The organism is Paenisporosarcina sp. HGH0030 (assembly GCF_000411295.1).
In the GTDB taxonomy this organism is placed as follows: Bacteria; Bacillota; Bacilli; order Bacillales_A; family Planococcaceae; genus Paenisporosarcina.
The window spans coordinates 152,365-164,957 of sequence record NZ_KE150422.1 but is presented as its reverse complement, the minus strand read 5'-3'; the positions used below and the strand labels follow the sequence as shown (position 1 = coordinate 164,957).

The following is a 12,593-nucleotide window of genomic DNA, read 5'->3' as shown; positions in this document are numbered from 1 at the left end:
GAAGCGATGCAGGAGCATAAGAACTGTCTGCGACGAGTAACCTCAGGAGCACCGTGAAAGTTCACGGTGCTTATTGTATTGACTGAACATTTCTTATATAATGAATATATTGAAAAATGAGTGAGTATTCATTCAATACAAAGGGGATAGTCAAATGAATTTAGTATCTCGGGTTCGTGAAACGGCTTTACAACAACCATCTAAAACGGCTTATCATTTTATGGGGAAAGATACATCCTATGCAGAATTCGATCAATCAATTGCTCGTTTTGCGTCAGCTTTGCGTGAACAAGGTGTGGAAAAAGGAGACCACGTAGCATTATTGCTCGGCAATACACCACACTTCTTGATTTCTCTTTACGCAACGATGCGTTTGGGAGCTACAGTAATACCAATCAATCCAATCTATACACCTGATGAGATTTCCTACATCCTTCAAGATAGTGACGCGAAAGTAGTAATAGCACTTGATATGCTTTTGCCATTTGTTGTGAAAGCAGCAGGAGCATTTCCGTCAGTCCATACATATGTAATTTGTGAAACTTCTCCAGATATGGAAGAGAAGCTGGCTGCTCTTCCTAAAGAGCTTCGCGGAAAAGTGAAATCTTTTACACAACTAGTCATGTCTGCTTCACCTGACGTTTTACCTGTTGATATTGACCAGAATGACAATGCCGTTATTTTATATACTTCAGGAACGACGGGTCGTCCTAAAGGGGCTATGTTAACGCACGGAAACTTGTATTCAAATGCACGTGATTCAGCTGACTATTTAGGCTTTTCCTCATCAGATAAAGTGCTCGCAACTTTACCTGTATTTCACGTATTTGCACTGACAGTTGTCGTGAATGCGCCACTATTAAAAGGTGCTACGATTTTACTAGTGCCTCGCTTTAACCCGCAAGATGTTTTTGAATTAGCGAGGGAAAAGCAAGCAACTGTCTTTGCAGGGGTTCCGACAATGTACAATTTCCTGTACCAATTCCCGCAGGCAAATGTCGAAGACTTCTCAACGATTCGTTTGGCGATTTCAGGAGGTTCTTCTTTACCTGTTGCCTTACTGCATAACTTTGAAGATAAGTTCAATGTGCAAATTTCGGAAGGATACGGTTTGTCAGAAGCTTCACCCGTTACTTGCTTCAATCCATTAGATCGTAATCGTAAAGTAGGCTCAATTGGGACTTCAATCAGCAACGTTGAAAATCGGGTTGTGAATGAACTTGGCGAAGATGTAGGGGTTGGTGAAGTTGGCGAACTGATTGTCCGTGGACCAAACGTGATGAAAGGCTACTACAAAATGCCAGAAGAGACTGCCGCTACAATCCGTGATGGGTGGTTGTACACAGGTGATTTAGCGAGAATTGATGAAGATGGATATTTCTATATTGTGGACCGCAAGAAAGATTTAGTCATTGTTGGGGGCTACAATGTTTACCCACGTGAAGTGGAAGAAGTATTATTTGCTCACCCAGGTGTCGTAGAAGCAGCCGTGATTGGTCTACCGGATGCCAACTTCGGAGAGACTGTTCATGCTTATGTGGTAGTGAAAGACGAAAGTCTCGACAGTGTAGTTCTGTCCAGCTATTGCGGAGAACATTTAGCAAAATATAAAATTCCACGTAGTTTTGAGTTTCTGACAGAATTACCGAAAAACACGACGGGTAAAATTTTACGTCGTTCTTTAAGAGATCAGGCACTTGCTAAATAATTGAGCAAAACGAAAAGAAACGATTCCATCAATGCGGAATCGTTTCTTTTTCTATTTACAGCATTTTCTCCAAAGCCATGGTTGCTTCCACAGCTGTTTTTTCATCAACTGAAATTTGGTTGATGATGCGACCCTCTAAGAGTTCCTCCAAAGCCCACGTTAAATGGGGCAAGTCAATGCGATTCATCGTCAGGCAAGGGCACATAAAGGGATTCAAGGACACGATATCACGGTCAGGATAGGTAGCGATTAAGCGGTTCACTAAATTCATTTCCGTACCAATTGCCCATTTAGAACCTACTTCAGACGCCTCAATCATATCAATGATGTATTTTGTGGAACCAGCATAATCAGATGCGGCAACCACTTCATATGTGCACTCAGGATGGACTAAGATTTTGCGATCCGGATCTTTCTCTCTTAAATTTGCCACGTGTTTAGGCAAAAAATTCATGTGCACCGAGCAATGTCCTTTCCATAGAATTACTCGAACGTCTTCTAAAGCACATTGCAATTCCAGCTGGTTTTTAATCGGATCCCAAATTGCCATCGTTTCCAAAGGAATGCCAAGTTTCACGGCAGTGTTGCGTCCTAAATGCTGATCAGGTAAAAATAGCATGCGCTCTTTCTGGGAAAGTGCCCATTCCACCATTTCTTCTGCGTTAGAAGAAGTTACCGTCGCACCACCATTGCGACCGACAAATGCTTTGATCGCTGCAGTAGAATTGACGTACGTCAAAGGAACAATTGTATCACCGAAGCATTTTTGTAATTCAATCCAGGCACGTTCTGTTTGATCAATGTTCGCCATATCCGCCATTGAACAACCTGCTCTCATATCAGGCAAAATCACTGCTTGGTTTGGAGTAGTTAATATATCCGCGGTTTCCGCCATGAAATGGACGCCGCAAAAGATAATATAATCGGCCGTTTGTTTGGCTGCAATTTGCGATAACTGAAGCGAGTCGCCAGTCACGTCTGCGAAGGCAATGACTTCATCTTTTTGGTAATGGTGCCCCAAAATGTACAACCTTTCACCCAATAACTTCTTAGCCTTCAATGCTCGTTCATGTAGTTCTTTTGCAGGCGTGTTCAAGTAATGGGCAGGTATTGGATCCGCCATTTGTAATTCTTTTAATAACGATGTCATGCGAAAACGGCCTCCTTGCTTGAAACGGTTAAATTCATACTGATGTCTATGTTTGAGACACTATGTGTTAAAGCGCCAATGGAAATAACATCGACTCCAGTATGACGGTATGATGAAAGTTTATTTAAATCAATTCCGCCAGAAGCTTCTGTACGAATGGAAGCTGGCACAAGTTTTGACCAACGTGTCATCGTCTCAGGGGTTTGATTATCAAACATGATGACATGTGGTTTTGCCTTAATTGCTTCAAGTAATTGTTCTTCTGTTTCTACTTCCACTTCAATCATGACCATATGACCAAGCGAAGCACGGACTTTTTCCACGGCTTGCGTAATGGAACCCGCCGCAGCGATATGATTGTCTTTCAACATCACCGCATCATATAAACCGATGCGATGATTAAACCCGCCTCCAGCCCGAACTGCATATTTTTCAAACATCCGGAGACCCGGTGTAGTTTTGCGAGTATCCACAATGCGTGTATGCGATGAGCCAAGTGCTTCCACACATTTAGCTGTCAAAGTTGCAATGGCACTCATTCGCTGAACTAAATTCAATAGCACGCGTTCTCCTGACAGTAAGGAAGAAATCGGACCCTTCAATCGAACAATAGCTTCACCAGATGCCACATGATCCCCATCTTTTTTTAACAGTTCTACTTCCACTGTGTTATCCAGTAAACCATAACCCCATGTAAAACACTGCAAACCAGCTACCACTCCATCCTCTTTAAGACGCACAATGGCCTCGCCGATGTCGGATTCCTGGAAGAGAACTGAGGACACGTCACGATCTCCTATATCTTCAATCAAGAAATTTTTTAACGCAGCTTCTACTTTTAAACGATTCATTTTACAGTCTCCTTACTTTCAATTTCACGTAATCTCGTCGATTCCCCTTGAATGGAACGTTCGATAACTTTTCCTGTCCATTCATCAGCCGACGTTGGATAATCATGTCGATAATGACCTCCTCGGCTTTCAGTTCGAAGGAAGGCGGATTTTGCAATTAAACTGCTAGCTGTATAACGGTGAATAAGCTGTATTTCTTCTTTTGTGTAGTTTGCAAGGTCAAGGCGAGAGAGAGGGAATTCTTGAATGAAATCTGCAAGACCGTTTCCCGTGCGAATAATTCCGACTTGTTCCGTCATTCGTAGTTGCATAGTCGTTAGAGAGACCTGAATGAATGAACAATCTACTTCTTCATCAAGTTGAACTCCTGAGCGAATCACGTTTTCTTGCAATCTCTTTGCCAATCGTTCTGCAAAAACGAGACCTTCCAATAATGAATTACTAGCTAAACGATTCGCTCCATGCACACCTGTAGAAGCTACTTCACCAATTGCATACAGCTGAGGAATGGATGTTTCTCCAATATCATTCGTTTGTATGCCACCCATATGAAAGTGAGCGCCTGGACGAACAGGTAATAACTCATGAAGTGGACTCACACCATAACTCATACAATTAGCATAGATTGATGGAAATTTTTTATCGAACCGGTGAATATGTCGAGCATCCAAATAAACGGGGTCGTTTTTTTGCCAATGCCACTCAATGACACGAGCGACAATATCCCGTGGTGCTAGCTCCATCAACGGGTGAACATCCTTCATCACACGAATTCCGTCTTGATTAACGAGGAAAGCACCTTCACCTCTTACGGCTTCAGAAATAAGACCGCACGATTTTCCATTCAACGTAAAAATGGTGGGGTGAAATTGAACAAATTCCAAGTCTTCCAAAATAGCACCCGCATGATAGGCAAGGGATAACCCATCTCCCGTTGCTACTGGGGAATTGGACGTCTGACTATAAAGTTGACCAATACCACCGGTCGCAAGAACAACATGTCTCGCTTTAATAAGATGTTTGTGACCATTTGAATCACTAACGAACGCCCCAGTACATTGCCCGTCATCAATTTGCAATTGCAGTACGGTATGAAAAGGGAGGCGGGTAACTTTTTCTTGTGTTTGTTCGAGCAAATAATGCATTAACATCTTGCCGGTCTGATCTCCACCAGCATGTAAAATCCTCCGTTGTGTGTGTGCTGCTTCTTGACCAAGATCGGGTAAGCCATGCGAGTTAGCATCAAAAGGAAGTCCTTGTGCCATCAATCTTTCGATGAGTACTTTTCCCTCATGAACAAGAAGCTCCACGCGTGTATAGTGCGCATGATCAGCAGTAGCAAGTATTGTATCGACGGCATGTGTTTCAGGGGAATCATAAGGAGCAAGTGCTGCTGCAATTCCACCTTGAGCAAGTGCAGTATTACTAGTGAAAGGATTTTCTTTTGTGAGGATAGCAATGGACATGGAAGCGGGGAGAGAATGAGCGAGCATTAACCCTGCGACTCCACCACCGATGATACAAATATCAAACATTCTTCACACCAACTTTTCGAAAAGTTTACAGCTGTCTTGACACTATTAATGACATAAAGATACAGTGATTACAAGAAGAAAATCGTTTTTGGAAGGAAAATGGGTGAGTTTTGATGATTTACTTAGATACAGCTGCCACATCACCAATGAGAAAAGAAGCGATTGACGCCTATGTAGAGGCGGCAACGATAGCGTTTGGAAACACACAAAGTTTGCACGATGCGGGTTCAATCGCTGCAGAATATTTATTATCTTGTAAGCAATTGTGGGCAAAATTATTAAATGGACGTGCGGAAGGGATTTACTTTACAGCCAATGCTTCAGAAGGAAATCAATTGACGATTCGATCCTTATTAAGAGGAAGACCTATTGAATATCGGGATATCGTCACAACCAAACTTGAGCATGCTTCCGTATTAACCGCACTGCACGAATTAGAAAAAGAAGGCTACCGTATTCACTACATACCGGTAGACAAATATGGTGTAATCGATTTGCCATTGTTTAAGAAATCGGTGAAACATAATACCGCTTTAGTCATCATGCAGCTAGTCAACTCGGAAATGGGAGCCATTCAACCGGTTGTATCATGTGCAACGCATGCCAAGCAATTTGGCGTGCCTATTCATTGCGATATGGTGCAGGGAGTCGGGAAGATACCCGTGGATGTTCGTGCATTGAATGTAACGTCCGTCGTTTGCTCAGCGCATAAAATTGGAGGACCTAAAGGGGTAGGAATCGTTTATTTAGACCCGTCCGTACACTGGGAATCTGTTTATGAAGGTACCACGCATCAAAGTGGATTTCGAGCTGGCACAGTCGATATCCCAGCAATTGTAGCAGCGACAATCGCGGCAAAATATGCCTTTGCGGAGCAAGATGGTGCCTATCAACAGGCGAGTCATTTACAAGATTTTATCTTGGCTAATCTACCTGAATCTGTCCATTTAGTAGGAAACCCAGCGACTAAGTCTCCTTTTATACAAGGATTAATTTTGCCACATGTAGAAGGGCAGTGGCTGATGCTAGAATGCAATCGTCATCAGATTGCCATCTCCACTGGAACGGCTTGCAAAATTGGCTATGGAGAAGCAATTTCTGCTTTGAGCGCAATGGGTCTTGAACAAGATATGGCAAATAGATTTATAAGAGTTTCTTTTAATCACAAGACAACTGTGGAAGAAATTAATGCATTTTTACACGTTGTGCAAAATTCCTTAACAGATAACAATACGAAAGCCACTCTATGAGAAGAGTGGCTTTTAACATTCAATTATATGGGCAATTGATTATAAAAAATAAATTGTTAATAATTGAAACACAAATGTGAGATATTGCGTATTCTATATATAAATAGAAACTTAAAGAGAGGGGGAAACAAATTGAATATAGGTGACTTCTTTCTCACGGTTATTGTGTTCATCATTCCAGTGTTCATCACTGGCCTCTTAATTTATATGTTCATGTCCTCGAAAAGCCGTAAAAATCACAACCAACTAAAAGACTCTTTATCAGAGGGCGTATCCAAAAAACAAATCAAATAAAAAAGCAGAGACTGCAATGGAATAAAAATCCCGGCAGTTTCTGCTTTTTTAATTAGTTGTTTAGAGCAATGAATGTAGGTGATTTGATACTTGTGATTTTAGGTATTTGGAAATCCGCATGAGTACGGTCTTGCGTAGAAAACCCAAGAATAATAACTGCTGCGAATAACATAACTGCTAATTTCTTTTTCATTATAATTCCTCCAAGTAAGTAATAGATTTTTGTGAAAAATGATATTCCAATGCTTTTTGATACATTAAAGAAGAATTTTTGTATTTCCTGTGGTAACTATATAAATCAGCTAATTTAATAGCATATTTATTGGCATATCGATAATCCTTTGTACTTTCGAAGTGTTCAATTGAAGTCTTATAAAGACATTCATCTTTTAAATCATTGTTATGCATAATGCTATAAATCGAAAAGTGATAATAATATGAATGGATTTTTTCCGAAGGATTTGCTTCTAACAAATCTAATCCTTTTTTACACCACTCAAGAATTTTATCAATTTTTTTCTGTTTAGAATATTCTTTTACAATAGAGAAGATAGTTAATAAGTAACCTTCGGTATCTTTCATACTATTCAAACTTTCAATATAATATTCTATGGCTTTAATATGATTGTTCTTTTGAGCATAAAGGAAACCTAAATTTTGGGTAATTATACCTTCATATTCTCTCAACTTCAAATCGTTTGTAAGCTTTTTCGCAAACAAATAGCTTTCTTCAGCACTTTTGTACTTTGCAGTCATTGTCTGAGAAATGCCTATAACAATATAGCAATCAATCGCTCTCTTGAAAATTAAATTGTCTTTATAAAAATTAAGAGCTTTAGTGGAGTATTCAATTGTATTTAGAAAATGATTATTAGCGAGGTATGAAATACTTAAAACATTATAGAAATCTGCAATTTCCCAGTCTTCTAAATGAAAAGCTGTAAGAAGTTCTAAACAATATTCAAGATAACTAAGTGACTCTTTATAATACTGTTCAACATGTAAAAGTATTCCACAATTAAACTTAAATAAAAAGTGTTGGCGCTCATCGAAGTTCTCACTCATTTGATCCAATGCTTCCATCAAGTTTTTTAAGATTTCCTGTTCTGTCTCTGTAATTAGAAACAGACGAAAAAGATAGAGGTTATATGTGAAAAAGTTAGTCTCTTCTTTAAAAAGAAAATTTCTTTCCTTAAATGAATTCAACTTCTCCAGAATCTCTTCCTTATTTCGATTAATGATTGCATCTTTATAAAGATGATAAAGCTCAGATAAGAACTCTGTTTCCTCTTCAGTGGAGAGATCCTCATAATCCAGATTTAATCTTTCCAATAAAAGCTGCAGGACATCTTCGCTTGGAACCGTCTGGTTATTCTCAATCTTGCTTAAATAGGAAGTGGAACAGATTCCTTTTGCTAACGTAACTTGTTTCATATTTTGTTGTATGCGGGACATTTTGATGAGCAAACCGATATTATTCATATATCCACCTTTTATACTAATAGAGTCATTGAGTAATATCTACTACTTGTAGTTGGGAAACAAAACTTAAATACCTATAATAAAACGCGTGTTTTGGAAAAAAGTTTCCCAACCTGTTTTTCTTTCTTATTCCATCTTAACGAATTATGATTATATTGTAACTAGTTAATGAATTAGTATTTCTTCAAATTCTACGTTTATTATGAATATTTAGCAATTTTTATCTTTCAACAAGCAAATTATCATTTAAAAAGGAGCTGTTCAGTATGTTTACAGGTAGAATGTATAAATTGGATCGATTTCAGGATGATTTAGCAGTTCTCTTGGAATTTCCTAGTGAATCAAATGTATTGGTCGTTCCAACAGATGATTTAACTTCTGATATGAAAGTTGGCGACGTATTATTAGTAGACATTCAGGAAGAAGGCTTTCATATCTCAAAAGTGAACAAACGTGCTGCAAATAAACAGAAAGAAACAGATTCTGTTTCCACTGCACAAAAAATTAACAGTTACTATATTGATTACGAACATGGTTGTTTAGTTTATACAACGGCTAGCTGATTTTTGCGTTCAAAGGCACTGCCGCCAGTGTCTCTGACATATACCGAAAAGCCTGTAACTATTTCCCCCGACCTCGGGAAATAGTTACAGGCTTTTTGATTTGAATTTTTATAATTCTTCCCAATGGTTCATTTTATTTTTGTTAAACATACTTGCATTAGATAATACGAAATATTTGGCTGCGTTTTTATATTTATTGTTTTCATAATAAAAGTTGCCCAACAATTGCGCATATTTATGAGCATGGCGGTAATCTTTAAGTTCCTGAAAGAAATTATAAGCATCAATAGCTACTTTTTCGAATATCGTTGAGTCAGTTTCTCTTGCCAAGTAAACATTTAAATGGTGAAAAAATGTTTTCTGACTGGGATTCTGATTATTATCTATTAATGATAAACCTTCCTTACACCATTTAATGACTTCAGCCGAGTTTCTTAATTTAGAATATTCTTTTACGAGCGAATATATAGGTAGCAATTTTTCTTCGTTAGTGTTGCGCGATTGAAGACTTTTTAAATAGAATTCTATTGCTTCACCTGGCAAACCCCTTCTTGACGCAGAATTCCCTAAGTTCTGTGTAATGATTGGGAAGTGTTCAACAAGATTAAGTTGGGATGCTATTTTTTGTGCGAGCAGTAGATTTTCATAAGCTTCTTCATATTGGAACGAGAATTCTTGTGCATAAGCCAAAATTAAGTAACATTCAATCACACGAGTGTTGAAAAATCCGCTCTTGAAAAACTCTAGAGATTTTTGGATGTATTCTATTGAAATGACCCATCTCTGCTGAGTTAGATAACAATGTCCTAAAAGATAATTGAAATCGGCTTCTTCCCATTTCTCAATATTGATTTTTTTGTAATAAGAAATTGCCTTTTCATAGGATTGAAGAGTTAAGTTATAATCCATCAAAAAAGAATAGTAACTGCCGACATTAGAATTAAATAAAAACATCTGGTAGTTATCAAAGTTACTGGATAGCTCAGATAATGCCATAATCAGTTCACTTGTGTCATTTTGAACATCTTGCACAATCAAAGTTAATCTGAGCACCATGAGCTGATATGTATAAAAATTTGAAGAATCTTTAAATAAGTAACGTTCATTATTAATTTCTTTTAACGCTATAGCTGTGAGTTCGCGGTCTTTGTTCATGACGGCATTGAAATATATCTCACGAATTTGCTTCAGATAACTTTCGTCGTCTAAACTTTTGTTTTGGTTGATCGCAATGTCGAGTCGGCTTAATAGTAAATTGACCACTTCTTGACTTGGAACGATGGAATTGTTTTCAATTTTACTTAGGTAGGAGGGAGTACAAATCCCTTGAGCTAATGTAATTTGCTTCATATTCCTTCTAATTCTCTCAAGTTTAATCACATGTCCGAAGTTATTCATGGTCGAAGCTTCCTCCTTTCCTTATATTTTACATCTTTAAAATTCAATCTTTATCCTACTATACGTTCATTAAACTTAAAACAAAAGTTTAATCAAGAAATTTATTTCATAAAAATGATATATATATGCCCTGAATGTGAAAACTTTCCCAACATTATCGACATTTTTCGACGTTTTTTTCATGTAAACTACTACTAGAGGAATTAAACGAGAGAATATAAAGGGGAGGTGAGTAGGAAATGAAAAATACATCATTGATTTTGATTCAAATTGCTTTGGGCTTTTTTCTTCTAAGAAACAGAAGAAATATCACGAAACCCATCCACATAATTGCGTTCGCTTTTTTTACCTTGCTCATGATCTATTCCATTTCAAATCTACTCCCAATTCTTGGTGAAGGTGTAACGGTTGTGAAAAAGCACATCAACACTGAAGTAATCAGATTCTGAAACGAAAAACCATTTGTGTAAATCTGATCCACAAATGGCTGTAGAGGTAATACGAACAATAATATCATCTCGTTTTTGACGTTTTGGATCTTCCACTTCTTTGACTTTGATATCTTTCGTGCCTTTAAACGTAATCGCCTTCATATACCATCCTCCTCAAACGGTGTTCACCGCCTAAAACTTTACCCATATGATTTTTTTCGAAACATTTACAAAAACAACATGTAAAAAGCAAGCAACTCTTTATAAGAGCTACTTGCTAGTGTGTGTGTTTAAACTTTCAATACAAAACTGTCCTATTGAATATGTCCTAGACGTTGTTTCCAAAAAGTTAATTTATCTGCGTTCTAATGGTTTCACTGCAGGACCTTCTAAAACTTCTCCTGTATAAGAGAACCGTGAACCGTGACAAGGGCAGTCCCATGAACGCTCACTGTTATTCCAATGAACATCGCAGCCTAAATGGGTACATGTAGGTTTTACTAAATGTATTTTCCCATGCTCATCTTTATATGCGCCTGTCTTGTGATGATCAATCATGACAATTTTGCCTTCGTCCACCTGTAAATTCTCAAGGGTATCAGAAGGTCTCGTGAATTTTCCTTTTACTAATTCTTTCGCCACATTTGAGTTTACTTTTACAAAGTTTTTCGTATCATGTTGTTTTAGTTTTGATCGAGTAGGTGAGTATAAATCTTTATTGGGATTAAATTTATTTTGGGCAAGATCGGCTAACAATAGACCTGCGGCCGTCCCATTTGTCATACCCCATTTCGCAAAGCCAGTTGCCACAAATACATGAGGCAATCCAGATGTCATTTCGCCGATATAGGGAATACGGTCGAGCGTTTCTAAATCTTGGGCAGACCAATGAGTGTCGATGGACTGGACAGGGAAATGCTGTTTGGCAAATTGTACGAGTGTTTCATAGCGTTCAACGGTAGAATCATCATGAGTAGTATCTTCATACTGCCCGGCTTTGTGACCTTCACCACCGACAATCACGTAGCTTTCTCCTTTATCACCCTTGGCTGTTCGAATTGAACGGGTAGGTTTTTCTACATTGATATACATGCCGTTCATATGCTCATCTGGAACTCTGACACACACCGCGTAGGAGCGTTGCGGCGACAATTTTGAAAAATACAAACCGTCTTTATCGTTAAACGGATAATGACTTGTAACAAGGACTTGCTTGGTGGTGATTTTCATTCCCTCCGTCGTTTCGATAATGATTTCATCATTATGTTTAAGGGAACTTGCTCGGGTTTCTTCGTGAAAAACGACTCCAAGATTCTGTGCTTCTTTAACTAATCTGTTGATATATTTGACAGGGTGAAATTGCGCCTGTTTTGGTAAGGTTAATGTTTCACTTACCGGAAATGGGAGTTCATCCAAGGATATCGATAGTTCACCAGGAATACCAAGCTTGTCATAAGCTGCTTTCTCCGTATGTAATTGGTCAACACCTTGTGTAGTTTGTGCGTACAGAATGGCATCTCGTTCTTCAAAATCACAATCTATGGAAAGCTCGTCTACCCACATTTGTATTTGTTCACGTGCTTGTTGATTTGCATCAAAATATTGGCGTGCCTTGGTCTTTCCGAATGTCTGTATTAACTCATCGTAAATTATTCCGTGCTGTGCGGTTATTTTCGCTGTAGTAAATCCAGTAGTTCCACTGGCGATTTTGCTTCCATCAATTACGATTACTTTTACGCCTGCCTTAGCGAGGACATATGCTGCAGTCACCCCGGTAATGCCAGCGCCTATAATACATACTTCTGTTGAGACATCCGATTCTATTTGTGGAAATGTTTTGTTTGATCGTACTTTTCTCCAATAGGATTTTGTGAATTTAGGCAATTCAAGTGCACACATAATATAAACCCTCCTGCTCGTAGTTTCTTCAT

At 38.4% G+C, this 12,593-nt stretch carries 11 protein-coding genes and 1 pseudogene; 4 read left to right on the top strand and 8 right to left on the bottom strand.

Features of this window, described 5'->3' with window-relative positions:
* The first annotated feature begins 154 nt into the window (after positions 1-154).
* A complete protein-coding gene (locus tag HMPREF1210_RS12880; protein ID WP_016429135.1) occupies positions 155-1,708 on the top strand; it encodes a fatty acid--CoA ligase family protein in 1,554 nt (517 codons plus the stop codon).
* Between the two features lie 55 nt (positions 1,709-1,763).
* Here HMPREF1210_RS12880 and nadA read toward each other — a convergent pair whose 3' ends face one another.
* The 3 genes from nadA to nadB are packed head-to-tail and all read right to left on the bottom strand — an operon-like array spanning position 1,764 to position 5,244.
* Positions 1,764-2,858 carry a quinolinate synthase NadA gene (gene nadA, locus HMPREF1210_RS12875; RefSeq protein ID WP_016429134.1) on the bottom strand — a complete coding sequence of 365 codons (1,095 nt, stop codon included), beginning with the start codon at positions 2,856-2,858 and terminating at the stop codon, positions 1,764-1,766.
* Positions 2,855-3,709, bottom strand: a complete 855-nt coding sequence (gene nadC, locus HMPREF1210_RS12870) for a carboxylating nicotinate-nucleotide diphosphorylase (protein WP_016429133.1) — start codon at positions 3,707-3,709, stop codon at positions 2,855-2,857. The genes nadA and nadC overlap by 4 nt, the downstream gene beginning before the upstream one ends.
* Positions 3,706-5,244 carry an L-aspartate oxidase gene (gene nadB, locus HMPREF1210_RS12865; protein WP_036660108.1) on the bottom strand — a complete coding sequence of 513 codons (1,539 nt, stop codon included), beginning with the start codon at positions 5,242-5,244 and terminating at the stop codon, positions 3,706-3,708. The genes nadC and nadB overlap by 4 nt, the downstream gene beginning before the upstream one ends.
* A 113-nt stretch (positions 5,245-5,357) precedes the next feature.
* Between nadB and HMPREF1210_RS12860 the strand changes: the two genes are divergently transcribed.
* Both HMPREF1210_RS12860 and HMPREF1210_RS18110 read left to right on the top strand, forming a co-directional pair.
* Positions 5,358-6,494 carry an IscS subfamily cysteine desulfurase gene (locus tag HMPREF1210_RS12860; RefSeq protein ID WP_016429131.1) on the top strand — a complete coding sequence of 379 codons (1,137 nt, stop codon included), beginning with the start codon at positions 5,358-5,360 and terminating at the stop codon, positions 6,492-6,494.
* 132 nt (positions 6,495-6,626) lie between these two features.
* The gene (locus tag HMPREF1210_RS18110) at positions 6,627-6,788 is read left to right on the top strand and encodes a hypothetical protein (RefSeq protein WP_016429130.1); all 162 of its coding nucleotides are present in this window, start codon (positions 6,627-6,629) and stop codon (positions 6,786-6,788) included.
* Between the two features lie 52 nt (positions 6,789-6,840).
* On the opposite strand, the gene HMPREF1210_RS18105 is transcribed toward HMPREF1210_RS18110, so the two are convergent.
* Complete coding sequence (locus HMPREF1210_RS18105; protein ID WP_016429129.1) at positions 6,841-6,981, bottom strand: hypothetical protein; 141 nt, start codon at positions 6,979-6,981, stop codon at positions 6,841-6,843.
* Complete coding sequence (locus tag HMPREF1210_RS12855; protein ID WP_016429128.1) at positions 6,981-8,270, bottom strand: helix-turn-helix domain-containing protein; 1,290 nt, start codon at positions 8,268-8,270, stop codon at positions 6,981-6,983. Before HMPREF1210_RS12855 ends, HMPREF1210_RS18105 begins: the two co-directional genes overlap by 1 nt.
* 266 nt (positions 8,271-8,536) lie before the next feature.
* Between HMPREF1210_RS12855 and HMPREF1210_RS12850 the strand changes: the two genes are divergently transcribed.
* Positions 8,537-8,833 carry a DUF3006 domain-containing protein gene (locus HMPREF1210_RS12850; protein WP_016429127.1) on the top strand — a complete coding sequence of 99 codons (297 nt, stop codon included), beginning with the start codon at positions 8,537-8,539 and terminating at the stop codon, positions 8,831-8,833.
* Between the two features lie 108 nt (positions 8,834-8,941).
* On the opposite strand, the gene HMPREF1210_RS12845 is transcribed toward HMPREF1210_RS12850, so the two are convergent.
* From HMPREF1210_RS12845 to HMPREF1210_RS12835, 3 genes and pseudogenes are all read right to left on the bottom strand, one after another.
* Positions 8,942-10,231 carry a helix-turn-helix transcriptional regulator gene (locus HMPREF1210_RS12845; protein WP_016429126.1) on the bottom strand — a complete coding sequence of 430 codons (1,290 nt, stop codon included), beginning with the start codon at positions 10,229-10,231 and terminating at the stop codon, positions 8,942-8,944.
* 464 nt (positions 10,232-10,695) lie between these two features.
* Positions 10,696-10,824: pseudogene (locus HMPREF1210_RS18100) on the bottom strand (glutathione-dependent formaldehyde dehydrogenase); the annotation flags it as partial.
* Positions 10,825-11,016: 192 nt separating this feature from the next.
* Positions 11,017-12,561: an FAD-dependent oxidoreductase gene (locus HMPREF1210_RS12835; protein WP_016429123.1), complete on the bottom strand. Its 1,545-nt coding sequence runs from the start codon at positions 12,559-12,561 to the stop codon at positions 11,017-11,019.
* Between the last annotated feature and the right edge of the window lie 32 nt (positions 12,562-12,593).

Excerpts from the sequence above, each read along its gene's own strand:
- HMPREF1210_RS12880 (WP_016429135.1), top strand. The coding sequence starts at position 155 with ATGAATTTAGTATCTCGGGTTCGTGAAACGGCTTTACAACAACCATCT.
- nadA (WP_016429134.1), bottom strand. The coding sequence starts at position 2,858 with ATGACATCGTTATTAAAAGAATTACAAATGGCGGATCCAATACCTGCC.
- nadC (WP_016429133.1), bottom strand. The coding sequence starts at position 3,709 with ATGAATCGTTTAAAAGTAGAAGCTGCGTTAAAAAATTTCTTGATTGAA.
- nadB (WP_036660108.1), bottom strand. The coding sequence starts at position 5,244 with ATGTTTGATATTTGTATCATCGGTGGTGGAGTCGCAGGGTTAATGCTC.
- HMPREF1210_RS12860 (WP_016429131.1), top strand. The coding sequence starts at position 5,358 with ATGATTTACTTAGATACAGCTGCCACATCACCAATGAGAAAAGAAGCG.
- HMPREF1210_RS18105 (WP_016429129.1), bottom strand. The coding sequence starts at position 6,981 with ATGAAAAAGAAATTAGCAGTTATGTTATTCGCAGCAGTTATTATTCTT.
- HMPREF1210_RS12855 (WP_016429128.1), bottom strand. The coding sequence starts at position 8,270 with ATGAATAATATCGGTTTGCTCATCAAAATGTCCCGCATACAACAAAAT.
- HMPREF1210_RS12850 (WP_016429127.1), top strand. The coding sequence starts at position 8,537 with ATGTTTACAGGTAGAATGTATAAATTGGATCGATTTCAGGATGATTTA.
- HMPREF1210_RS12845 (WP_016429126.1), bottom strand. The coding sequence starts at position 10,231 with ATGAATAACTTCGGACATGTGATTAAACTTGAGAGAATTAGAAGGAAT.
- HMPREF1210_RS12835 (WP_016429123.1), bottom strand. The coding sequence starts at position 12,561 with ATGTGTGCACTTGAATTGCCTAAATTCACAAAATCCTATTGGAGAAAA.